19 protein-coding genes and 1 pseudogene are annotated in these 21,533 nt (G+C 71.9%); 13 read left to right on the top strand and 7 right to left on the bottom strand.

Annotation, left to right across the window (positions count from 1 at the left end; all coding sequences use genetic code 11):
- The 6 genes and pseudogenes from ACWDCZ_RS32080 to ACWDCZ_RS32055 all read left to right on the top strand — a co-directional run.
- Window positions 1-100: pseudogene (locus ACWDCZ_RS32080) on the top strand (neutral zinc metallopeptidase); the annotation flags it as partial.
- Between the two features lie 131 nt (window positions 101-231).
- Complete coding sequence (locus ACWDCZ_RS32075; RefSeq protein WP_449817671.1) at window positions 232-2,151, top strand: ABC transporter substrate-binding protein; 1,920 nt, start codon at window positions 232-234, stop codon at window positions 2,149-2,151.
- Between the two features lie 43 nt (window positions 2,152-2,194).
- On the top strand, window positions 2,195-3,139 hold the full coding sequence (locus tag ACWDCZ_RS32070) for an ABC transporter permease (RefSeq protein ID WP_387973106.1): 945 nt from the start codon (window positions 2,195-2,197) through the stop codon (window positions 3,137-3,139).
- 158 nt (window positions 3,140-3,297) lie between these two features.
- Window positions 3,298-4,137, top strand: coding sequence for an ABC transporter permease (locus ACWDCZ_RS32065; RefSeq protein WP_074006483.1), 840 nt, complete (start codon window positions 3,298-3,300; stop codon window positions 4,135-4,137).
- Between the two features lie 19 nt (window positions 4,138-4,156).
- Window positions 4,157-6,211, top strand: coding sequence for an ABC transporter ATP-binding protein (locus tag ACWDCZ_RS32060; RefSeq protein WP_449817670.1), 2,055 nt, complete (start codon window positions 4,157-4,159; stop codon window positions 6,209-6,211).
- Window positions 6,212-6,291: 80 nt separating this feature from the next.
- The gene (locus ACWDCZ_RS32055) at window positions 6,292-7,407 is read left to right on the top strand and encodes a hypothetical protein (RefSeq protein ID WP_449817669.1); all 1,116 of its coding nucleotides are present in this window, start codon (window positions 6,292-6,294) and stop codon (window positions 7,405-7,407) included.
- Window positions 7,408-7,502: 95 nt separating this feature from the next.
- On the opposite strand, the gene ACWDCZ_RS32050 is transcribed toward ACWDCZ_RS32055, so the two are convergent.
- Window positions 7,503-8,141: a hypothetical protein gene (locus ACWDCZ_RS32050; RefSeq protein WP_449817668.1), complete on the bottom strand. Its 639-nt coding sequence runs from the start codon at window positions 8,139-8,141 to the stop codon at window positions 7,503-7,505.
- A gap of 278 nt (window positions 8,142-8,419) precedes the next feature.
- Between ACWDCZ_RS32050 and ACWDCZ_RS32045 the strand changes: the two genes are divergently transcribed.
- The 3 genes from ACWDCZ_RS32045 to ACWDCZ_RS32035 all read left to right on the top strand — a co-directional run bounded on the left by ACWDCZ_RS32045 (window position 8,420) and on the right by ACWDCZ_RS32035 (window position 11,336).
- Entirely contained in the window at window positions 8,420-9,244 is an 825-nt protein-coding gene (locus tag ACWDCZ_RS32045; RefSeq protein ID WP_449817667.1) for a S1 RNA-binding domain-containing protein, read from the top strand.
- Between the two features lie 285 nt (window positions 9,245-9,529).
- A complete protein-coding gene (locus tag ACWDCZ_RS32040) occupies window positions 9,530-10,081 on the top strand; it encodes a hypothetical protein (RefSeq protein WP_449817666.1) in 552 nt (183 codons plus the stop codon).
- A 322-nt stretch (window positions 10,082-10,403) separates the two neighbouring features.
- Window positions 10,404-11,336, top strand: a complete 933-nt coding sequence (locus tag ACWDCZ_RS32035; RefSeq protein WP_449817665.1) for a TIGR03619 family F420-dependent LLM class oxidoreductase — start codon at window positions 10,404-10,406, stop codon at window positions 11,334-11,336.
- 302 nt (window positions 11,337-11,638) lie between these two features.
- Here ACWDCZ_RS32035 and ACWDCZ_RS32030 read toward each other — a convergent pair whose 3' ends face one another.
- The 3 genes from ACWDCZ_RS32030 to ACWDCZ_RS32020 form a co-directional block, all read right to left on the bottom strand.
- Entirely contained in the window at window positions 11,639-12,538 is a 900-nt protein-coding gene (locus ACWDCZ_RS32030; protein ID WP_449817664.1) for a SigB/SigF/SigG family RNA polymerase sigma factor, read from the bottom strand.
- Between the two features lie 293 nt (window positions 12,539-12,831).
- Complete coding sequence (locus ACWDCZ_RS32025; protein ID WP_375875111.1) at window positions 12,832-13,356, bottom strand: ATP-binding protein; 525 nt, start codon at window positions 13,354-13,356, stop codon at window positions 12,832-12,834.
- A gap of 305 nt (window positions 13,357-13,661) precedes the next feature.
- Window positions 13,662-14,348, bottom strand: a complete 687-nt coding sequence (locus ACWDCZ_RS32020; RefSeq protein ID WP_375875112.1) for an STAS domain-containing protein — start codon at window positions 14,346-14,348, stop codon at window positions 13,662-13,664.
- A gap of 169 nt (window positions 14,349-14,517) precedes the next feature.
- On the opposite strand from ACWDCZ_RS32020, the gene ACWDCZ_RS32015 reads away from it, so the two are divergent.
- Window positions 14,518-14,811 carry a helix-turn-helix transcriptional regulator gene (locus ACWDCZ_RS32015; RefSeq protein ID WP_049649322.1) on the top strand — a complete coding sequence of 98 codons (294 nt, stop codon included), beginning with the start codon at window positions 14,518-14,520 and terminating at the stop codon, window positions 14,809-14,811.
- A gap of 69 nt (window positions 14,812-14,880) precedes the next feature.
- Here the strand turns inward: ACWDCZ_RS32015 and ACWDCZ_RS32010 are convergent, their stop codons facing one another.
- Window positions 14,881-15,291: a hypothetical protein gene (locus tag ACWDCZ_RS32010; RefSeq protein WP_449817663.1), complete on the bottom strand. Its 411-nt coding sequence runs from the start codon at window positions 15,289-15,291 to the stop codon at window positions 14,881-14,883.
- A 351-nt stretch (window positions 15,292-15,642) separates the two neighbouring features.
- Window positions 15,643-16,152 (bottom strand): fascin domain-containing protein, encoded by a 510-nt coding sequence (locus tag ACWDCZ_RS32005; RefSeq protein ID WP_449813044.1) that lies wholly within the window; start codon window positions 16,150-16,152, stop codon window positions 15,643-15,645.
- Window positions 16,153-16,736: 584 nt separating this feature from the next.
- On the opposite strand from ACWDCZ_RS32005, the gene ACWDCZ_RS32000 reads away from it, so the two are divergent.
- The 3 genes from ACWDCZ_RS32000 to ACWDCZ_RS31990 are packed head-to-tail and all read left to right on the top strand — an operon-like array spanning window position 16,737 to window position 18,734.
- Window positions 16,737-17,129, top strand: coding sequence for a cyclic-phosphate processing receiver domain-containing protein (locus tag ACWDCZ_RS32000; RefSeq protein WP_449817662.1), 393 nt, complete (start codon window positions 16,737-16,739; stop codon window positions 17,127-17,129).
- On the top strand, window positions 17,126-17,929 hold the full coding sequence (locus tag ACWDCZ_RS31995) for a leucine-rich repeat domain-containing protein (RefSeq protein ID WP_449817661.1): 804 nt from the start codon (window positions 17,126-17,128) through the stop codon (window positions 17,927-17,929). Before ACWDCZ_RS32000 ends, ACWDCZ_RS31995 begins: the two co-directional genes overlap by 4 nt.
- A gap of 58 nt (window positions 17,930-17,987) precedes the next feature.
- Window positions 17,988-18,734, top strand: a complete 747-nt coding sequence (locus tag ACWDCZ_RS31990; RefSeq protein ID WP_449817660.1) for a hypothetical protein — start codon at window positions 17,988-17,990, stop codon at window positions 18,732-18,734.
- 158 nt (window positions 18,735-18,892) lie between these two features.
- On the opposite strand, the gene ACWDCZ_RS31985 is transcribed toward ACWDCZ_RS31990, so the two are convergent.
- The gene (locus ACWDCZ_RS31985) at window positions 18,893-21,076 is read right to left on the bottom strand and encodes a glycoside hydrolase domain-containing protein (RefSeq protein ID WP_449817659.1); all 2,184 of its coding nucleotides are present in this window, start codon (window positions 21,074-21,076) and stop codon (window positions 18,893-18,895) included.
- Window positions 21,077-21,533: the final 457 nt, after the last annotated feature.

Here is a 21,533-nt window from a genome sequence, read left to right as displayed (position 1 = left end):
GCTGTTCACCGGCCAGGTCTCCACCGCCTGCGGCCCGGCGACCTCGGCGGTGGGCCCGTTCTACTGCCCCGGCGACAAGAAGGCCTACTTCGACCACGGACGCCGGTGCCTTCCCGGCGTCGGGAAAGCCGCTCACGCTTGCCCGGTCCCGGCACCGCCATGCCCGCGTCGGCGAACCGTCGGATCGCGCAAGGAAAGCACTCGCTGGTGTTCACGTGGGGTGAGAGGGGCATGCCCAGGATGACGAAGTCCACAGGAGCGCGCAGACTCGCACAAGTGGTGGCGCTGGTCACGGTCGTGGCGACCGCCGCGGCCTGCACCAGCGGCAGCGGCGGCGGGGGCGGCAGCGGCAGCAGCCCGGGGCCGGTCGGGGCCCCGGTCCAGGGCGGCGTGGTGCGGGTCGCCGAGGCGCCCTCCACCTTCCCGGACGCCATCTGGCCGTTCGACTCCGCGGCCCAGGTCAGCACGGTGAACACCAGCCAGTTCCAGGAGCTGTTCTACCGCCCCCTGTACTACTGGGGGCTGAACGACAAGGTCGCCCTGGACCCGGAGGTGTCCCTCGGCGAGGCGCCCGCCTGGAGCCCGGACGGGAAGACCGTCACCATCCAGGTCAAACCGTGGAAGTGGTCGAACGGCGAGGACGTCACCGCCCAGGACGTGCTGTTCTGGATCAACATGGCCAAGGCCGAGACGTCCAACAGCGGCTACTACACCCCGCCGAACCCGGCGATCGGCGCCAAGTACTTCCCGGACAACGTGGCCTCGGCGACCGCCTCCGGCCAGACGCTGACGCTGACCCTCGACACCCCGGTCAGCCAGACCTGGTTCACCGACGACGAGCTCAGCCAGATCACCCCGATGCCGCTCGCCTGGGACCTCACCGGCCCAGGCCAGAAGGGCGGTTGCGCGGGCGACGCGTTCGGCTCGGACGCCGCCATGACCGACTGCGCCGCCGACTACGCCTACCTCAGCGCGCAGTCGACCAAGGGCGGCGACTTCGCGGGCAGCCCGCTGTGGTCGGTGGTCGACGGCCCGTGGAAGCTCAAGACCTACAACGGCACCTCCGGCGCGTACGCGATCGTGCCGAACACCGCCTACTCGGGACCGCAGAAGCCCTACCTCGACGAGGTGGACTTCGTCCCCTACACCTCGGACACCACCGAGTACGCGGACCTGAAGGCCGGCAGCGGCGGCGCCAACGCCATCGACGTCGGCTACCTGCCGGCCGAGGACTCCCCGACCTTCAACGCCAAGAACCCGGACGCCGGCAACCCGCTGAGCGGCGCGGGCTACTACATCCCGGCCCCGACCTACCTGGACGAGATCTCGTACTACCAGATCAACTTCGCCAACCCGGACGTGGGGCCGCTGTTCAAGCAGCCCTACTTCACCAAGGCGGTCCAGGACACCGTGGACCAGCAGGGCATCATCAACGGCATCTGGAAGGGCTGGGGCTACCCGAGCACCGGCGCCGTGCCCAGCCTCCCGGCCGGCAACCCGCTCTCCCCCAAGAGCCAGTCCGAGAAGGCCACCTACGACCCGGCGGCCGCCAAGCAGCTGCTGCGCGGCCACGGCTGGAACACCGACAGCACCCCGGCCACCTGCACGAACCCGGGCACCGGCCCCGACCAGTGCGGGGCCGGCATCGCGGCGGGCGCCAAGGCCGCGTTCACCATGAACTACCCCTCCGGCCAGGCCGCCCTGGACACCATGGCGGCGGACATGCGCTCGGACGCGGCCAAGGCGGGCATCGGCATCACCGTCGTCAGCCAGACCCAGAACACCATCGGCAACGAGGGCGTGGCCTGCACCGCCGCCCAGCCGGCCGGATGCCAGTGGCAGGCCCTGCTCTACGGCGGCTGGGTCTTCGACCCCGACTACTACCCGACCGGCGACGCGCTGTTCGCCACCGGGGCCGGGCCGAACGTCTGGAGCTTCTCCGACCCGAAGCTGGACCAGCTGATCGTCAAGACCACCACCGGCAGCGACGTCAACGACCTGTACGCCTACGAGGACTACATCGCGGGCGACCAGCCGGTGATCTACACCCCCAACACGCTCACGGTCAGCGAGGTCACCAGGAAGCTGCACGTCGACGCCGGCGACCCCTTCCAGGGCTACGAGCCGGAGTACTGGTACTACACGAAATGACGGCCACCCGTGAGCGCGCCGCGGCCCCCCTCGGGGGGCGGCGGTGACGGCCTACCTGATCCGTCGGCTGTTCCAGGCCCTCGTGACGGTGCTGATGGTCACGGTCATCTCCTTCGGCCTGATGCAGCTCATGCCGGGCGGCCCGGTCCGGGCGATCCTCGGCTCCCACGCCACCCCGGCCACCATCGCCCACCTGACCCACCAGATGGGCCTGGACCGCCCCGTCTACGTGCAGTACTGGACCTGGCTGGACGGCCTGCTCCACGGCGACCTCGGCTTCGACTACATCCAGCAGCGCCCCATCTCCGACCTGCTGTTCAACGCCCTCGGCGCCTCCGCCTACATCGTCGGCGCCTCGCTGCTGATCGCGCTGCTGATCGCGGTACCGGCGGGCCTGCTCCAGGCCACCCGCCGCAACAGCGCGCTGGACCACGCCTTCACGGTGTTCTCCTTCATCGCCTACGGGGTGCCGACCTTCTTCATCGGCTTCCTGATCCAGCAGTGGTTCGAGGACGACCTGAAGTGGGTCTCGGTGCACGACCAGGTGGCCACCTTCGGCGAGGCGCTGACCCACCCCGGGGCCGTCTGCCTGCCCGTCCTGACCCTGACCCTCACCACCGTGGCCGGCTACAGCCGCTACATGCGCTCCGGGGTGCTGGACCAGATCACCCAGGACTACGTCCGGTCCGCCCAGGCCAAGGGCGCCTCCCGGCGCCGCACCCTGTACGGCCACGTCCTGCGCAACGCCCTGATCCCGATGGTCACCCTGGTCGGCCTCTCGATGCCCGCGCTGGTCGGCGGCGCGCTGATCGTCGAGTACGTCTTCAACATCCAGGGCATCGGCCTGCTGACCACCCGCGCCGCGCTGCAGAGCGACTACGGCATCACCCTGGCCGCCACCCTGCTCACCGCGGTGGCCACCGTGGTCGGTTCGCTGCTGGCCGACCTCGGCTACGCCGTGCTGGACCCCCGAGTGAGGCTCACCTGATGGCCCCGACACCCGGCACTCCGTCTCGTCCCCCGTCTCGTCCCCCGACTGGCACGACACCCGCCGCGGCGCCCGGTACGACGCCCGGGCCCCTGCCCGGCACGACGCCCGGCCGGCTCGACGCCCCCGGCGGGGAGCCCGCCGGGCGGCCCCGCTCGATGCTCCGACGCGGCGCGGAGGTCTTCGCCGAGAACCGGCTCGCCCTGGTCGCCGTCGCCGTCCTGGTCGCGATCACCGCGTTCTGCTTCCTCGGCCCGCTGTTCTACCGCGCCGACACCTCGGTGGTGAACCTCTCCGCCGTCACCCTGCCGCCGGGCGCCGGGCACCCGCTCGGCACCGACAACGACGGCATCGACGAGCTCGGCAAGGTGATGGCCGGCGGGCAGACCAGCCTGGAGATCGGCCTCGCCGCCGGCCTGATCGCCGCCGTCATCGGCGCGCTGTACGGCGCCGTCGCGGGCTACCTGGGCGGCTGGGTCGACGCGCTGATGATGCGGGTGATCGACTCCTTCATGTCCTTCCCGCTGATCTTCCTGCTGATCTACCTCAGCAGCGTCTACGGGAAGAGCAAGACCATGCTGATCCTGGAGGTCGGCCTGACCTCCTGGTTCGGCATCACCCGCCTGGTCCGCGGCGAGGCCCTGGCGATCAAGGTCCGGGACTACGTCTCCGCGTCCCGGATGATGGGCGCGGGCGGCGGGCGGATCGTGCTGAAGCACATCCTGCCCAACACCATCGGGACCACGATCGTCAACACCACGTTCTCGATCGCCGACGCGGTCTTCGCCCTCTCCACCCTCAGCTACATCGGCCTGGGCCTCCAGGCCCCCGACAACGACCTGGGCGGCATGCTCGACGTCGGCACCAACTACGCCGGCCAGGGCTACTGGTGGATGATCTACCCGCCCGCCGCCGTGATCATCCTGCTCATCCTCTGCTTCAACGTGATCGGCGACGCCCTGCGCGACGCCTTCGAAACCCGCCTGCGGAAACGGTGAACCGACGGAGGTTCCGGCAGTGGCGCTCCTCGAAGTGACCGGCCTGCGCACCGAGATCCGGCTGAAGCACTCGGTGGTGCGGGCCCTGGACGGCGTCGACCTCGCGGTGGACGCGGGCGAGACCCTCGGCATCGTCGGCGAGTCGGGCTGCGGCAAGACCATGACCGCCATGTCGATCATGCAGCTGCTGCCGAACGGCGGCAGCGTCGTCGGCGGCAGCGTCCTGCTCGACGGCCGCGACCTGCTCGCGCTCGGCCCCACGACGATGGACCGGGTGCGCGGCAACGACATCGGGATGATCTTCCAGGACCCGACCACCTCGCTCAACCCCACCATGACCATCGGCCGGCAGATCTCCGAGTCCGTCCGCATCCACCGCCGGGCCTCCCGCAGGGAGGCGCACGAACGCGCCGTCGAGATGCTGAACCTGGTCGGCATGCCCAGCCCGGCCCGGCGGGCCCTGGTCTACCCGCACGAACTGTCCGGCGGCATGCGCCAACGGGCCATGATCGCCATGGCCCTGGCCAACGAACCCAAACTGCTCATCGCCGACGAGCCGACCACCGCCCTCGACGTCACCGTCCAGAAGCAGATCCTCGAACTCATCGACCACCTCAAGCAGCAGCTCGGCATGGCCGTCATCCTGGTCACCCACGACCTCGGCGTCATCGCCGGACGGGCCGACCGGATCGCCGTCATGTACGCCGGGAAGGTCGTCGAGACCACCGGCACCGAGGCGCTCTACGGCAACCCCCGCCACCCGTACACCGAGGCGCTGTTCGCCTCGCTGCCGGAACGCTCCGCCCGCTCCGGCGGCCGGCTCTACTCGATCCCCGGCCTGCCACCGGACCTGACCACTCCCCCGCCCGGCTGCCGCTTCGCCGCGCGCTGCCGCTACGCCACCGAGCAGTGCCACGCGCAGGATCCGCCGCTGTCCGGGGAGGTCCCGGACCACCGCTACGCGTGCTACTTCCCGGTCGGCGAGGCCGGATCGGGCGTCCGGTCCACAGCACGGACGACGGCTGTACAGGCTCCGGCGGTGACCGACGAGGTGACGGCGGCGGCCGACGGCCCGGCGGCCGAACCGCTGCTGCGCGTCGAGCACCTGGTCAAGCAGTACCCGGTCACCAACGGCCTCGTCCTGCGCCGGACCGTCGGCGCCGTCAGCGCCGTCGCCGACCTCTCCCTGACCGTCCGCCGGGGAGAGACGCTCGGCCTGGTCGGCGAGTCCGGCTGCGGCAAGACCACCGTCGGCAAACTCATCGTCGGCCTGGAACGGCCCACCAGCGGCAGCCTGGTGTTCCAGGGCCGCGACCTCGCCCAGGCGCCACGGGCCGAACGGCGCCGGCTGCGGCGCGACGTCCAGCTGATGTTCCAGGACTCCTACGCGGCCATGAACCCGCGGATGCCGGTCCACTCGATCATGCGCGAACCGCTCGACATCCACCGGGTCGACGGCCCGGCCGACCGCGACCGGCGGATCCGGCAGATCTTCGACCTGGTCGGCCTGCCGCTCACCGCCCTCGAACGCTACCCGCACGAGTTCTCCGGCGGCCAGCGCCAACGCATCGGACTGGCCCGCGCCTTGGCCCTCAGCCCCCGGCTCATCGTCGCCGACGAGCCCGTCTCGGCCCTCGACGTGTCGATCCAGTCCCAGGTGCTCAACCTGATGCGCGACCTCCAGGGCGAACTCGGCCTGTCGTACCTGTTCATCTCGCACGACCTGTCCGTGGTCCGCTACCTGTCCGACCGGATCGGCGTGATGTACCTCGGCAAGCTGGTGGAGATCGGCCCCGCGCCGTCGGTGTACGCCCGGCCGGTGCACCACTACACCCGCGGCCTGCTCGACACCGTCCCCGTCGCCGACCCCGCGGTGGAACGGGCCAGGAGCAACCGAGGCGTCGCCGGGGAACTCCCCTCCGCGATCGACCCGCCGTCCGGCTGCCGCTTCCGCACCCGCTGCGCGGCGGCGCAGCAGATCTGCGCCGAGGTCGAGCCACCGCTGACCGCCTACGGCCCCGACGACCACCTGGCCGCCTGCCACTTCCCCCTGCGGCCGTCACCTCCTGGGTGAAGCCGCACCCCGGACCGGCTTCGTCCCGTAGCGTTTTCCTTCCACCGCGGGGACCCGCGGTGTACGAAGGGGAGGGTTACATGAACTCGCTTGTCTCGAAGGCCCGCTGGTTAGGCTCCCTGGCGGTGGCGGGAGCGCTGCTGCTCACCGGGTCCGGCTCCGCCGGCGCCGCCACCCACACCTCCGGCGGCCCGGTCCCGGGCGTCCCGCAGACCGTCGAACTGGACTCGTCCCCCGCCTCGGTGGCCGTCAGCCCGGACGGGCACAAGGCCTACGTCGCGGTGAAGGACACCACCAAGGGCGCCAAGGTGAAGGTGGTCGACACCCAGAGCGGCGCCATCACCGCGGTGGTGACACTGTCCACCGGTCTCGGCGCCGGCCCGGGACCGCTGGCCGTCAGCCCCGACGGCTCGCGCGTCTACGTGCTCTTCTCCACCGCCCGCAAGGCACCACTGTCCAGCCTGGGCGCCATCGACACGGCCACCGACACCGTCGTCTCCAGCACCGAGGCACCCGACCAGCCGCGACCCGACGGCACCTTCCCCGGCGCCCTCACCTCCCTGGCCGTCAGCCCCGACGGCGCCACCGTCTACGTCGGCCAGGACGGACCGGCCCGCTACCACCGCCCGGCCGAGCCGGGCGCCCGGGTCCTGTCCTTCTCCCCGCAGCAGCAGGCCTACACCACCGCCGTCCCGGTCCCCGGCCACTACCTCGGCTCGATCGTCACGCCCCCGAACGGCGACACCGCGTACACCGCCACCGACGAGAACCTGGTCCGCCTGGACACCAGCACCACGACCCCGACCATCACCGGAACCACCGCCGCCACCATCGGCTCCCGCCCGATCCTGGCCCTCTCCCCGGACGCCACCCGCCTCTACGGCGTGGGCAACAACGGCACCGGCTACGCCGTAGACCTCGCCACCGACACCCTCACCACCCTCGACATCGCCCCCGGCCAGTGGCTGCAGAACCCCACGGTGTCCGCCGACGGCACCCGGCTCCACCTGCTCCAGCAGGACCTCACCAGCTCCGACGGCAAGGCCTCGGTCCTCGCCCTCGACACCGCGACCAACACCCTCGTCCCCGCCGAGGAGATCACCGGCCTCGCCTGGGTCACCGGTCTGGCTCTCGGCCCCGACACCCACACCTTCTACCTCACCGTCAACTCCACCCTGCGCATCCTCGCCCACTGACCGCACCCACCCCGCCCCGCCTTCGGGGCGGGGTGCCCCCGCCGAGACCCCCAACCCCAAGGGGCCCGCCGGGGGTGACCACTGCCGGGGATGAGTCAGTGGAACACGATGGCGTGGCCGCCCTTGATGCTTGCCAGGCACGCCCGATAGAGCTGGTACCAGGTGAAGCGCTCCGTCGCGAACGGTCCGTCCACCGCGAGATCCCGAGCTTCCCCCGAACCGGAGGGAACGCTCTCGTCGTCGAGGTTGATGCCGATCGACGGCGCCAGGTCCGACAATTCAGCCAGCAGGCGCTGACTGGAGCCGACGATTCCGGCGCCCTCGACTGCCGCCTCGTCAGGGAGGAAGAGCGGATCCTCGAACTCGACCGGCACGTAGTAGCCGGAGCTGTCGGAGTGGCAGAGCAGATGGGAGGCCAGCCTCGACGTCTCATCCTGGATCTTCTCGCAATCGCGGTCGAACTGGCGCCCGCTGACCTCCAGAGCCGACGTGACGGGTTCGCCGAGGTTCACGAGCACCAGGATGCGGCGCAGCTGGGTCAGGTACCCGTAGGGAAAGCCACCGGAGAAGGTACGGGCACGAGGCGGATCGGTGATCTCCGGCTCGTGCCAGCTGATCCCTTCCTCCACGAGCGCCCGGCCGAGGCGGGCGAAGGCCGACCGGTGATGGTCGAGACCTTCCGCATCGTTGCGAGCCTGGTCGTAGAGGAGTCCCACTGATATCGAAAGTCCCATGGGCCAGAGTCTAGGAACGACCCCTGACGACGACGGTTCCGCCGCCACGCCGACAGCCTTGTCTCGGGGGTGAGGAACATCGGTGCGACACTGGCGCAATCCTCCCCCGCTCTCCAGAGTCCGTCGGCCTGCACTTCCATGGTGGTTGAACCTTCGGCGGTCGTGCTGCCCCGAGCAGGGGCATCAACCCGCAGGCGGACCGGCACGTTCCCGCCCGAACCGAGTCCGACACCCGCCTCCTGGCAACCCGCCCCTCCCTTCGTGAAAGGCTTGCCGCCATGCGCGAAGTACCGGAGGACCGCGCCGTACGGAGCTTTCTGTCAGCGATCCGCGTCGGCGACCTGTGCGGCGGGGTCGCATCAGAGGTCACCCGCTCCGGGGTGGCGGTGACGTTGGACGGGTTCCCGGCGAGACCGCTGGGGTTCGTCGGCTCGTTGGACCTGCCCTGGGGGCGGCCTCGGAGCGAGGGTGTGGAGGTCGGTCAGCGGATCACCGCCGAGGTCATCGCCGTCGACCCGCCCGCGGGCCGCGTACGGCTGTCCATGGCAGCCACCGGGAACCCGGAGCTGTGGGCCTTTCTGAAGCGGCTCGCCCCAGGCCAGATCCTCGCCGGCACGGTCGCGTCGATCGAGTCGTTCGGCGTGTTCGTGGCGCTGGACGACGGGCCCGGCCATCCGGTCTTCCCGGGGGTCGGGTTCATCACGATCCCCGAACTGTCCTGGTGTCACTTCGAGACGGCCACGGACATCGTCCGGGTCGGTGAGCGCGTCTCGTGCGGGTTCCTCCACTTCGACACCACGAACGGGGAGGCCAGGCTGTCCTTGCGGGCTACGCGGCCGGACCCCTTCCAGGACTTCGCCGACGGAGTCGCCGCGGGCCGGACACTGCGCGGAAGGGTCACCCGGCTGGTCCCGTTCGGCGCCTTCGTCCAGGTCGCCGACGGGGTCGAGGGGCTGATCCACCTCAAGGACCTCGCACGGACACCCGTACGGACGCCGCAGGAGGTCGTAGGAGTCGGCGACGAAGTCCTGGTCGTCGTCACCGACATCGACCGAGGACGCCGAAAGCTGGCGCTGTCGCGGCAGGAGCCCCCCTCCCGCTGATCGTGATCATCCCGGGTGCGGCGCACTCGACGCATATCCGGTTGGCGCGCCGCCAGCCGCGTGCCCCTCGGGCTCCCACAGGCGCCGGGCTCAGGAGAGCACGTCCTCGCCGCCGGGCTCGGGTATCCCGATCACACAGGTGCGACCGGGGTCGTCGGGCACGGAGCGAGGGCGCGTCGGGGGGTGGACAGGAAAATTCGGGCGCTCGTTCGTACCGCCTCGGGTACCGTGGCGCACTGCCCTGTCGGGAAGGGCCGCAGCGAGGCGGGGGAGGAACCGGTGGAGATGGACGAGGCGGCGCGGGCCGCATGGTGGGAGAGCCTGCCTGCGGGGATCCGCGACGAGATCGACGGGTACGTCCTCCAGGACTCCCTCTTCCACGCGCTGCGGACCGTCGTCGATGTCGGCCGCGTCCCCTCCGGCATCGGCATCCGCATCGCGCAGGACATCGTCAACGACCGCTACACCCACCACGGCGACCGGATCGCCCGGAGCCCCGACAGCCCCCTCGACCTGGAGTCCCTGGCGTTCCGTGCCGCCGGCTGCCCCGGCCGCGTCGTGGCGATCGAGGCGGTCTGGGACGGCGACACCGTCCACGACTGGTTCACGGTCCTGCTGGCGATCACCGAGGACCCGGCGCAGGAGCACCCGTTGGCCACCGTCTACTCCACCACGGCCAGGCGCTACCTGGACGGGGAAGGAGTCGGCAGCGGACAGCTCGTGTGCGCCGCGGCCGCCGAACACGCGGGCCGGGCCCTGGCCGGGCACCTGTCGGTCCCCTTCCACTTCGCCAGCCCTGACACCCCGGACGACGAGGCTCCCCGCTGGCGGGAGTGAGAGGTGCGGCGCTGTCGGCCGGAACTCGGCCGAACCCGCCGCTCAGCGTCGCCGCCCGCCGGGGCACAGACGCGACCGTCTCGAACCCGGCCGGACCGCCGAGCTCGCACAGGCCCTCGCCGACGCCCGGGCGGTGCTCGAAGCCTCCCCTCCGGACCCGGACCCGGACCCGGTCCCGGACCCGGACCCGCCGGAAGGCGGCCCGTTCGGGCATCGCGCCCCGGCAGCAGGCAGCTGAACCGCGCGCGCCCTGACCGGCGCGCGTCGTGCGGACGGGGGTACAACGGCTGCGGCCGGGGGCGCGGGAGGCCAGGATCGAGCCATGGCCATTCGCTTGGGACTCGGGCTGCCGCAGATGAAGTGGTACGACCTCGCGCGTGCTCCGGCGGCGGTGGCACGGGCGGCGGAGCGGATCGGCTACGACAGTCTGTGGGTCTTCGAGCGGGTGCTGGTCCCCGAGCGGCCGCGGCAGGGCCTGTACGACGTGCCGGGGCTGGCCTGGCCGGACTCCTACCGGTCGGTCGCCCATCCGCTGGTGGTGCTCTCGCTCGCCGCCGCGGCAACGGAGCGGGCCCGGCTCGGCAGCAGCGTCCTGGTCGCGCCCCTGCACGGCCCGTTCCAGCTGGCCCGCGCCCTCGCGACGCTGGACGCGGCGAGCGGCGGCCGGGTCGTCGCGGGGCTGGGGACGGGCTGGTCGCTGGACGAGCACGCGGCGGCCGGGCACGCGCCGTTCGAGGAGCGCGGAGCCGTCCTGGACGAACTGCTGGACGTCTGCGCGGCGGTGTGGGGCCCCGACCCCGTGTCGTACCGGGGCAGGCACGCCCTGATCGACGAGGCGGAGGTCGGGCCGAAGCCCGTACGCCCCGTGCCCGTCTACCTGGCGGCGTCCGGCGGCAATGCCCTGGACCGGGTCGCCCGCCGCGCCGACGGCTGGCTGCCGACAGGCATGACGCCCGGGCAACTGGCCGTCCTGCGGCGTGAGATCGGCGAGCGGGCCGCGTTGTACGGCCGCGATGCGGGCGCGATCCAGGTCTGCGCGAGGGCGAACGTCCGGATCACCGAGGCCCCGGTACGCGATGCCGAGCGGAAGCCCTTCGTCGGCACGGTCGAGCAGATCGTCCAGGACACGGCCGGCTACGCGGCCGCGGGGGCTGACGAGGTGCTGCTCGACCTCCAGACGAACGCGCGGGACGCCGACGAACTCGCCGATCTGGCGGCCCGGGTGCACGCGGACATCCGCGGCGCGGGGATCTGAGACCCCGCACCGGTCGTCCCGCCCTCGGGTTCGGCCGTCCCTCGCGGGCGAAGGCGAGCCATGCGGCGAGCATCCGGCCGGACGGCTCCTTCGGAGGCGCCCCGAGGAGCGGGTCGGTGGCTCCGAAGACCAGGCCGATCTCCGCCATGTGGCAGGTGCCCAGCCGTCCAGGACGTCGGGAGAACTCGTAGACGAAGATCTGTGCTCCCGGGGCGACAAGGGCCTCCGCCACGCGGATGGCCGGGAGAGGCCACGGGATTTGGCTCCTCGGGAACTCCCCCACGGCCTCGCGCCGGACCGCTTCAGCCGGCTCCCTCCGGCCCCGGTCCGTCGGCCCAGCCGTCGGCATCCAGGTCGTCCAACTGCTCGCGCAGCAGGGCGAGGGTGGCACTGAGCAGCCGGGAGACGTGCATCTGGGAGACGCCGATTCGCTCCGCTATCCGGGACTGGGTGCAGCCGTCCCAGAAGCGCAGCTTGAGGACGGTCTGCTCGCGTTCGGGCAGGCGGGCCAGCAGTGGGCGGACGGCGGTGCGGAAGTCGGCGAGTTCGATGCCGGGGTCGCAGTCGCCGAGCCGGTCGAGCAGGGCGCTGCCGGTCTCGTCGGTGTCCTGGTCACGCAGTGCGTCCAGGGAGTTGGGGCGGCAGGCCCGGCCCGCCAGGAGTCCCTCGGTGGCCTGTTCGACGGTGAGGTGCAGGTCCTCGGCGATCTCCTCGGGCCGTGGCAGCCGGCCGAGTTCCTGCTCCAGGCGGTCGGAGTCGCGGGCGACGGCGAGGTAGAGCTCCTGCATGCTGCGCGGGACGCGCACCGGCCAGGAGGTGTCGCGGAAGAACCGCTTGATCTCGCCGGTGATGGTGGGGATCGCGTAGGTGACGAACTCGACGCCGCGCTGCGGGTCGTAGCCGTCGACGGCCTTGATCAGGCCGATCGTGCCGACCTGGAGGATGTCCTCCATGTCCTCGGCCCGGTGCCGGTAGCGGGCGGCGATGAAGCGCACCAGCGGCATGTTGAGCTCGATGATCGTGCCGCGGACGTAGCTGTAGGCGCGGCTCTCGCGGGCCAGCCCGGCCAGCCGCTCGAACAGCGCGTCGCTGAGCTCCCGCGCCTCGGACTTCCCCATGCGGCGGAGTTCGGCCGCGGTCGGTCTTGGTGGCAGATCGGGCGGCAGGCTCGGGGGCGCGGATCGGCGGTCGGTGGTTTCCATGCGGATGGACACTTGAGTTCTCCAGCACATCAGGGTGAACGCCCGACGACGCGTGCGGGCTGGTACCGCGCATCGCGGACTTCTTCCCCAGGACCTGTGCCCGGCTTTTTCAAGCGCGGTCCCGGTGGCACCGTCCAGGTGCTCGAAGCGGCCGGAACAATCACGGCCACCACTTCGCCTTCTACCCGGGAATCGGCTTCCGACGCGCGTTCCGGCTGTTCTCCTGCCCGGCTTCGGCTGGTCACGGACCACCGTGGACCGGGCCCGGTCGGGAAGGACCCCGGCTCCAGCCCTCAGATCCGGCGTTCGCGGCGGTTCGGCGGGCCCGGCGGGAGCGCGACCTCCAGCCAGACCAGCTTTCCGCCACCCTCGGGGGTACAGCCCCAGGACCGCGCGAGTCGGTCCACCACGCGCAGGCCGTGTCGGCCCGGACGGCCCGGGTCGGCGTGCGGGCGCAGCTCGGGCGGCACCGGGCTGGTGTCCGTGACCTCCGCCCGCAGACGGCGCCCGTCCCACCTCAGCCGCAGTTCGCCCGGTCCACCGGAGGTGTGCAGGCAGGCATTGGTGACCAGTTCGGCGACCATCAGCAGGAGGTCCTCGGCGACCGCCAGTCGTTCCTCGTCCGCGGTGGGCAGCCAGGACCAGGACCGCAGCGCCTCCCGGGTGAGTTCAAGGCCCGCTTGCACGGCGCCCTCGCGACCGGAGAACGCGAGCCGTCTGGTCTCCTCCGTACCCGGGACCTCGATGGGTGGTGGCGCTCCGCCCGGGCCGGTCGTGCCGTTCGGCCCGGGCAGCAGCACGTGCCCGAAGCGGTCCATGCCGGCCTCCTCACGTCGGTACGTTCGCCGCGGTGCGGCCACCGCGTACGGTGTAGCGCGCCGGGCCGGGGCGGATCCGGACTCCCCCGGCTCCGGTGACCGTGAACGGCCACGCCGCCCGGGGCTCGCGTCGGTCGACTGCCCATCGTCCATGTCCTGGTCCATGTCCGACGCCTGCCCGGTTCGGCCACGGCTACACGCCCGCCGTAGCGGATGACGATCGGGACGGCGGGCGCCGGCGGGACGGTTGGACCGGCCGCCGGTCGGGTGTCCCGGCTGCCGGCTCAACCGTCCCGCCCGGATGGTCACCCTCCGTCGGGGCGCGGGGCGGGAAGCGGGCGGTGCCGCAGGGCGTCCTCGACGGTGGGGTGGACGGGGAACAGCGCGGCGGTCCCGGTGAGCTCCAGCACCCGCAGCGTCCGCCCGGAGGGGGCGACCAGCACCACGGGGATGCCGATGTCGAGCGCGCGCCGACGGGCGACGAGGAGCAGGTTGAGACCGGTGCAGGTGAACAGCTCCACACCCGCCAGGTCGACCGCGAGCAGGGCGGGACGCCGGACGAGCGCGGCATCGAGTGCCCGGGCGGCGACGGGCTCGCCGTCCAGGACCATGTCCCCGGTGAAGAAGCACACGAGGGCGTCACCGACCCGGACGGTCTCCGCCTTCAGGCAGGGCGGCACGGCCCACTCCTCGGGCCGGGAGCCGCGCCGTGCGGGCACGCCGGACCCTCCGTCGACGGCGGCCCGCCCGGGCCGGGCGGACGCGATGCGTTCGAGGTCCTGCCACAGGTCGAGGGCCCGCTCGTGAAGCCCCGACGCGGTGCTGCTGCCCTCTTCGAGGGCCGTCAGGTAGGCGTCGACGCCGGTGACGGCGTGGCGCACCTGCCGGCACAGCGGCTCCCCGCAGGTGCGGGGGTCCCGACCGCCCTCGCGGGGCGGCCCCAGGCAGTCGACCAGCCGGGACCTCAGCCGTTCCAGCCCGTGCCTGCTCATCGGGTCCATTGGAACCATCTCCAGAAGCAGTACCGCCGTCGGATCCGCGGCGGAGGCACTGCGGAGTGCGGCTGTTCCAGTCTTCGCCCGTCCATCAGACATGTCAACCATTGCACGAATCTTCTATCGTGTATCAGCAGTCGTGAAACAGGAGTCCTATCGTGGAGGGATGGACAACAGCACGACGCCCGAACGTCAATGGACCTTCCTGACCAACCACGCCCGCGTGCTGGTCCAGATCGCCCGCGACCCCGGCATCCGCGTGCGCGACATCGCCACCAGCTGCCTGCTCACCGAACGCGCCGTCCAACGCATCATCGCCGACCTCGAACAGGCCGGATACCTCAGCCACGAACGCCGCGGCCGCACCAACCACTACCGCGTCGTCACCAGCAAGCAACTGCGTCACCCCGCCGACGCCGGCCCCACCATCGCCGAACTCCTCGCCACCCTCCTGCGCTGATGCCCACGACGACGGCGAAGGCGTCGCCGGGACGCCGGAGGGTCCCGGTGGCGGTGGTCTCCCCTGCGCTCAGCCGAAGCGGACCGAGTGGTACGGGGCTTCGCTGAACTCGATCGTGGACTTCTCCCCCAGGACCGCGTCGGCCGCCCCGGCACACGCGCCGTCGGTGAACAGCTGCGCGTTCCGGTCCGTACCGTTCCCCCACCGCGTCCACCGCGAGCCGACCGACGAGGGAGCGGGCGGCACGGCGTAGCAGCCGGCGGGGTCCTCCAGGACGAAGTAGGCCAGCGCGTACTGGCAGCCCCAGGGCCCGCAGTCCTGGGCACGGACCGCGAACGTGCCGATGGCCCTGGTCGGAGCGGCCGAGGCCGGTCCGGCGGGCGCCCTGGGCGCCGCCTGTACCGGGACGGGAGCGCCCAGCAGGGACAGCACCAACACCAGCGGGGCGGAGGAGACGAGGGGGAGGACGCTTCTGCGCATGGGAACCTTCCTTCGGCCCGGCGGCACCGGCAGGGCCGGGTGACGTGCCCGGGCGGCGGGCGGTCGCCTCTCATCGGGCCCATTGCCCGGGGACGCCCGCCCAGATGCCCTCCTTCCTCCCCAGGACCAGGGGCCCCATAGTCCCGACGGAACTCGAACAGATGAACCCGCTCTGTGCCTGTGCGCCCCTCGCGCACCCGGAGGTTCGAAATGCGTTTCGCTCGCGACCTGACATTTCCGCGCACGAAATCGCCCGGGCCGGCTCCAATAAGCCGACCCGGGCGATTTCACCTCCCCGGTATCACGCGTTCTTCCGCGAGGATCCGGGGCATGGCCACCGGGCGAGCCCGTCTACTGGGCCTTGTCGAGATAGAATTTCTCGTTCTCGCCGCCGTTGGCCTTGACCTGGCAGTTCACCGTCCCCCCGGGGCCGGTGGCGGAGGTCACCCCGCTGCCGGTCACCATCCTCAGGAAGATACCCGGGAACGCCGCCGACTCGAAGGAGAACGAACCGTCGGCCTGGGCACGGGCGTTGAACTTCTCCCAGGGGCCGATGCCGTATTGGCAGTTGACCGTCCCGCCTCCGGCCATGGTGACGGGGACGCCGTTTCCGTCCATGCGCAGGAACACGTTCGGGAAGGCCGCCGACTCGAACGAGTACGAGCCGTCGGTCTGCGGCCGGACCCTGTACGCCGTCCAGGGGCCGGTGCCGTACTGACAGTTGACCGTCCCTCCGCCGTGGTCGGCGGAGGCGGTCACCCCCGTTCCGTCCATGCGCAGGAACACGTTCGGGAAGAACGTCGACTGGATCGTGACCGGTGCGTCTCCGAGCTTTGCGAGGTCGGCTGCCGACAAAGGCATGATGGCCTCTCTCCTTCTGTCTGAGGTGTAGCGGACGAGTCGAACCCGGCGCCGCGGCCGACAGCGTCTTCGGCGCCGGATATCGGGCTTGGGGAGCGTACTCAGTTCGGCATACGCGAGTTCGGCGTACTCGGTCCGGCCGTTTCCGCGTCCGCCCGCGGGAGCGTTTCGGACCGCTCCGTGCATACGCCCCCGCCGGCCCCGTGAGCCGCTTCCCGAAAAGGGAAGCCCATCGAATTGCGGGATAGGACGGCATCACAGACCCCCCCGCCTTACGCTCCCATTTTCTTTCCTGCCGCTGCGGGCCGGGGACTCACTGTATTTGGGTCGGCACAGCCTGTCCAGGCTGTGCGCTTCGGCAATGTCGGCCGAATCGCGGCGGCGCTGACAGGGATCCGGCGGGCCGGCACCGGTTGGGTCGGTGCCGAGCCGCCGCCCGGACGGTGCACCTGGGGCCGCTCGTCGGCGTCGGCAGCGCTGCGGGAGGCCGGGACCGACCAGGGCCAGGCGTGTGCCCGGCCGCCCGCCGGGCAGCGGCCCGATAACCCGTGGCCGTCCAGCCCGCCCGCTGTGAAACTGGCCCGATGGAAGAAGCGCCCACCGCACCGGTGCCCGTCGTCCTCGGCATCGACGACCTGCGACCGCTCCCCCGGGCCACACGGATCGCCCGCACCAGCCGCGAAGGCACCCGGCTCCTGGAGGAGCACCGCGACGGCTTCATCGACGAACTCTGGCTCGACCACGACCTCGGCGGCGACGACACCGTCATGCCCGTGGTGGCCCTCCTGGAAGAAGCGGCCTTCGAGGGACGGCCCTTCCGGATCGGAACGGTCTACGTCCACAGCGCCAACCCCGTCGGCTCCGCCTCCGTCGTCCGGTCACTCACGCGCTGGAACTACCGTGTCCGGCGGGCGTCTGCCCAGGATCCGGTCGGGCCCCCACGACCCGTCGACCGAGACGCTAGTGTGAGCGGATGAGTGAGGAGCCGAAGCCGCAGGTGTTCTCGAACCGTTGGGCTGACGCCGGCGGCCACGGTTCGCCCCGCGATCTCTGCACGTGCATCGAGCACCTCAGCACCAGGCCGCAGCGGCCGACCCGCTTCCACCGGGAACGTCAGGACACCACCGCACCGGGATGGATCCGCCTTCTCGAACTGGTCGAAGAAGCGGCGGCCGACGGACGTGAGGTCTTCAAGCCGCTCGTGGAACTCACCGCGGAACAGCGGCGCCAGGTCGTCACGCTCCCGCCGACCATTGCCAAGCTCACCTCGGTCAAGCACCTCGTGCTGTACGGCAGCAACCTGGTACGCATCCCACCCGAGATCGGCGCGATGCGCAGCCTTGAGGAGTTCACCCCGTACACCTCCTACCGCCTGCACTGGTTCCCGTACGAGATCACCCGGTGTGCCGACCTGCGTCGCAGTACGGTGAGCACCCGGGCCGTGTACGGGAACTACAAGCGGCGGCCGCCCTTCCCGCAGCTGCCGACGGCGGCCGCCGCCCGGGGCGTCGACGTCGAGGACCTCGACCCCGGCGTGTGGGGTGCCTCGGCGATCCGTACGTGCAGCGTCTGCGACCGGCGCGTCGAGGGCGTGAACCTCCGTCAGGCCTGGATCTCCCTGTGGACGTCGGGCGCCGACGTCCTGCCGCTGCTGGTCAACGCCTGTTCGACGGCATGCATCGACGCGCTGCCGGTGCCGGCCGAGGGCTATGTCCAGGTGCCGCACGCCGGCGGGCCGGGTGTCGAGCAGCCGACGGCCGGCCGTCGGCCTCGCTGACGCGGTGCGGCCACGACCGCCGGGGGCGGGGCCCACGACGCAAGGTACGGTCCGTCACATGTCGAAACACGGACGACGGATCCGCCTGACCGCCGGGGCTGCCATAGCCCTGCTCGGCGGCGGGTTCGCGATCAACGCCTGGATGAACCGGGTCCCGGAGACCAGGGTCTACGAGGGCACCGTGGCCGGCAAGCCGCTGCTGGTCGGCTCGGACGGCCGGACCCTGACGCTGAGCATCGGGTGGGGTTGTGAGAAGCAGCCCGAACTCGTGGCCCGCGAGTCCGCCGACGCGGTGAAGGTCTCCCTGCGGCACACAGTCCCCCCGGGGTTCTGCGACCCGGGTGGCATCGGACAGATCACGACCCACCTGAACAAACCGCTCGGGACCAGGGCGCTGAACGACGCCTCCGGCAAGCCCGCCGTCCACTTCGACGAGCGCGACCTCCTGCGGCCCGTGTTCCTGCCGGAGAACTACTCCCCCTATCCCGCGGGCAGGATGGTCCACCTGCCCGGTCTGGCCCCGCTCCCGACCGACACTCCGGCCTGGGCCAGCGGGTACCGACTGGGGACGGGCCCTGAACAAGGCAATCTGATCATCAGCCAGACCCTCCGGAACAGCGCACCACCGGAGGGCCGGGCCGCCCTGGTCAAGGGCCACCCCGCGGCCATCACGCAATCCGATCCGAACGGCGGGCCCCGTTCGCTGACTTGGTCGGACGGGACCTACACCTTCGTCGTCACGACCGGCGGTCCCCCGCGGCTCTCGGACGAGGAACTCGTCCGCGTCGCCGAGAATCTGCGGTGACCGACACCACGACGACGTCCGGCGGCCGTCCGTCAGGCTGCCCCAGCAGAGTCGCGGCCGCTCCTGCGCCGGTCAGGGCGGAGAACCTTCATCGAGCCAGACGCCCCCGCCTCCGGGGCTGCCGGGGGCGGGGGCGTCGGGTGCGGGGTGGGAGCGGGTCAGCTGCGGGTGACCACGAGCTGGCTGGAGCCGTCCGGCAGGCCCGCGATGGCGGCGCGCTGGGCCGGGAAGGTGCTCGCGCCGTACGGGCCCTGGACGGCGGCGAAGCCGGACCAGGAGCCGTTGCCGAAGCGGGTCTCGTGGTAGACGTTGCCGTCGCCGCCGACCACCGCCACCTGGGACGAGCCGTCCGGCAGGCCGGCGATGCCGACCGTCCGCGCGGCCATGGTGGGCGTGCCGACGCCGGGGAGCGCGGCGAAGCCGGACCAGTTGCCGTCGGCGAAGCGGGTCTGGTGGTAGACGTTGCCGTCGTTGCCGATCGCCAGGACCTGCGAGGAACCGTCCGACAGGCCCGTGATGGCCACCCGGCCGGCCGCCATCCGCGAGCTGTTCACCCCGGGGAGCGGGGCGAAGCCGCTCCAACTGCCGTTGGAGAAGCGGGTCTCGTGGTAGACGTTGCCGTCGTTGCCGATCGCCAGGACCTGGGCGGAGCCGTCGGGCAGGCCGGCGATGGCGACGTCCCCGGCCGCCATGGTCGGGGTGCCGACGCCGGGGAGCGGGGCGAAGCCGGACCAGTTGCCGTCGGAGAGGCGGATCCGGTGGTAGACGTTGCCGTCGCTGCCGACGGTCAGCACCTGCGAGGAGCCGTCCGGCAGGCCCGCGATGGCGGCCCGGCGGGCCTGGGTGGCGGGCGTGCCGTCGTCGGGGAGCGCGGCGAAGCCGCTCCAGCTGCCGTTCGCGGCGCGGACCCCGTGGTAGAGCCGGCCGTCCAGGCCGATGCCCAGCTCCTGCGAGGAGCCTCCCGGCAGCCCGGCGATCGCGGCCTCCGAGCCGCGGAAGACGCCCGCCCCGCCCGTCAGCGGGCTGAAGCCGGGCCAGGCGCCCGAGCTCTGGCGCACGCCGAGGAAGAGCGCGGAGGACAGGGAGGGCGGGGCGCTGGTGAGCTGGATGTCGACGTAGTCCTGGTCGATCGCTATCGAGTAGCCGCCCCAGCTCTCCGGGTTCGCCGGCGAGGCGTACTGGTGGGCGCGCTGGTGGTTGGACCAGTAGCCGGCCGGTATCGACGGGTCGGCGGTGTCCTCCTTGCCGTTCCAGTTGGCGCTGAAGACGGCGTCGGGCATGGTGTAGGCGCTGTTGCCGGCGTTGGCGGCGAGGTCCTTCATGCCGGACGAGGAGCTGCTGTAGACGCCGGAGTTGTAGCCCCAGGCGTGCAGTTCATTGGTCCAGGCGGTGAGGAAGGCGAGCACCGTGGCCGAGTACTGCGGGGTGGTGTAGCCCTCCATGTCGTAGTAGAGGATCGTGCCGGGGCCGAAGCCGAGGGCCTGGGCCTGGGCCACCGCGTCGTCGGCGGCGTTGGCGCCCTCGGTGGCGGGATAGGCGATCTTCGGGGCCTGCACGCCGACGTACAGCGGCATGAAGGACCAGCCCGCGGACTGCTGCTGCTGGACCCAGGAGGACGTCAGGTTCGGCTGGGCGCAGCCCCGCCTGACACCGCCGATGTAGATGCCGACCGCCCGGTACGGGGAGGAGGTCATCCACGCGTTCATCGCGGCGCCGGAGGGCGCCGTGCAGGCGTCGAAGCCCTTGCCGGTGTAGTTCGTCGCCGACGCGGGCACCTGGGCCGCGGCGGCCATCGGTGCGGCCATGGCCCGGCTGGACGGCGCGGCGGCGGACTTGGGCGTGGCGGACTTCGCGGCGGGGGCCGTCGGGGCTGCGGCGGGCGCCGGCTCCGGTCGGTGTTCCGGCGCGGGGGTGAGCCCGGCACTGGTGATGATCCGCCGCACCAGCGGCTGGTCCGTGTCGTACGTACCGGTCACCGCGACGACGCCGTCCTCCGCGCGGATCGTCTGCGCGACCGGGTTGGAGCCCTCCCGGTCGGGCGCGGCGCCGGCGGCGGGCTCGACCAGCAGGGCCTCCGAGCGGCCGGTCAACCGCGGCGGGCAGACCTGCTGTTCGCCCGGGTGGCCGAGGTACACCGCGTGCTGGTCGAAGCGGACGCAGGCCTGCGGGTCCGCGGCCAGGTCGACGACCGGCCAGGCCGTGGGCACCTGGAAGACGCGGCCCTGGTAGGTCACCTTCTTGGTGTCCGGGCTTCCGGCGGGGGCGGCTACGGCGGAGCCGGCGGCGGGCGCCGCCATGAGGACGGCCGCCGCGACGACCGCGGCGCTCCGGAGCGCTGTCATACGGGTCTTCACCCAGATATCTCCTGACACGACGAAAGGCCGCACGCCGACAGGTCGGCCGCGCGGCACGGGCACGTCACCCTATCCGCGCCCTCGGACAGGCGGTGTCGCAGGCCCCTCCGGTCCGGCCGACCGTCCGTCAGCCGTCGCCCCGGGGCCCGTTCCCGCGCGTCGGGTCAGCCCGGCTGACAGGACGCGTTCTGTTCTCAACTCCGGTCGCGTGTGGGACCGTTGGCAGCGGCAGTCGTCACGGAGAGACCCGGATCGCGGGGGAACGGGGTGGTGGACATGACGGACCGGCCGGGCCCGTACGGACCGAACCGCCGGGGCCTGCTCGCCTCGGCCGGCGCCCTGCTGGCCGGCGGCGCTGCCTCGGGCCTGCCGGGGGCCGCGGGGTCTTCCCGGGGCAGGGCAGTCAGTGGGTCGGCATGGGTCGCGAGCTGGCGGAGGTCTCGCC

The sequence above is a fragment of the Kitasatospora sp. NPDC001225 genome, assembly GCF_053597855.1.
This window is presented reverse-complemented; position numbering and strand designations above follow the sequence as displayed.

What these genes read in the sequence shown, in the direction of transcription:
- ACWDCZ_RS32020 (WP_375875112.1), bottom strand. Translation starts at nt 14,348, where the DNA reads ATGAGCAGGCACGGGCTGGAACGGCTGAGGTCCCGGCTGGTCGACTGC.
- ACWDCZ_RS31985 (WP_449817659.1), bottom strand. Translation starts at nt 21,076, where the DNA reads ATGACAGCGCTCCGGAGCGCCGCGGTCGTCGCGGCGGCCGTCCTCATG.
- ACWDCZ_RS32045 (WP_449817667.1), top strand. Translation starts at nt 8,420, where the DNA reads ATGCGCGAAGTACCGGAGGACCGCGCCGTACGGAGCTTTCTGTCAGCG.
- ACWDCZ_RS32075 (WP_449817671.1), top strand. Translation starts at nt 232, where the DNA reads ATGCCCAGGATGACGAAGTCCACAGGAGCGCGCAGACTCGCACAAGTG.
- ACWDCZ_RS32065 (WP_074006483.1), top strand. Translation starts at nt 3,298, where the DNA reads ATGCTCCGACGCGGCGCGGAGGTCTTCGCCGAGAACCGGCTCGCCCTG.
- ACWDCZ_RS31990 (WP_449817660.1), top strand. Translation starts at nt 17,988, where the DNA reads ATGTCGAAACACGGACGACGGATCCGCCTGACCGCCGGGGCTGCCATA.
- ACWDCZ_RS31995 (WP_449817661.1), top strand. Translation starts at nt 17,126, where the DNA reads ATGAGTGAGGAGCCGAAGCCGCAGGTGTTCTCGAACCGTTGGGCTGAC.
- ACWDCZ_RS32005 (WP_449813044.1), bottom strand. Translation starts at nt 16,152, where the DNA reads ATGCCTTTGTCGGCAGCCGACCTCGCAAAGCTCGGAGACGCACCGGTC.
- ACWDCZ_RS32050 (WP_449817668.1), bottom strand. Translation starts at nt 8,141, where the DNA reads ATGGGACTTTCGATATCAGTGGGACTCCTCTACGACCAGGCTCGCAAC.
- ACWDCZ_RS32000 (WP_449817662.1), top strand. Translation starts at nt 16,737, where the DNA reads ATGGAAGAAGCGCCCACCGCACCGGTGCCCGTCGTCCTCGGCATCGAC.
- ACWDCZ_RS32030 (WP_449817664.1), bottom strand. Translation starts at nt 12,538, where the DNA reads ATGGAAACCACCGACCGCCGATCCGCGCCCCCGAGCCTGCCGCCCGAT.
- ACWDCZ_RS32015 (WP_049649322.1), top strand. Translation starts at nt 14,518, where the DNA reads ATGGACAACAGCACGACGCCCGAACGTCAATGGACCTTCCTGACCAAC.
- ACWDCZ_RS32055 (WP_449817669.1), top strand. Translation starts at nt 6,292, where the DNA reads ATGAACTCGCTTGTCTCGAAGGCCCGCTGGTTAGGCTCCCTGGCGGTG.
- ACWDCZ_RS32010 (WP_449817663.1), bottom strand. Translation starts at nt 15,291, where the DNA reads ATGCGCAGAAGCGTCCTCCCCCTCGTCTCCTCCGCCCCGCTGGTGTTG.
- ACWDCZ_RS32040 (WP_449817666.1), top strand. Translation starts at nt 9,530, where the DNA reads ATGGACGAGGCGGCGCGGGCCGCATGGTGGGAGAGCCTGCCTGCGGGG.
- ACWDCZ_RS32025 (WP_375875111.1), bottom strand. Translation starts at nt 13,356, where the DNA reads ATGGACCGCTTCGGGCACGTGCTGCTGCCCGGGCCGAACGGCACGACC.
- ACWDCZ_RS32035 (WP_449817665.1), top strand. Translation starts at nt 10,404, where the DNA reads ATGGCCATTCGCTTGGGACTCGGGCTGCCGCAGATGAAGTGGTACGAC.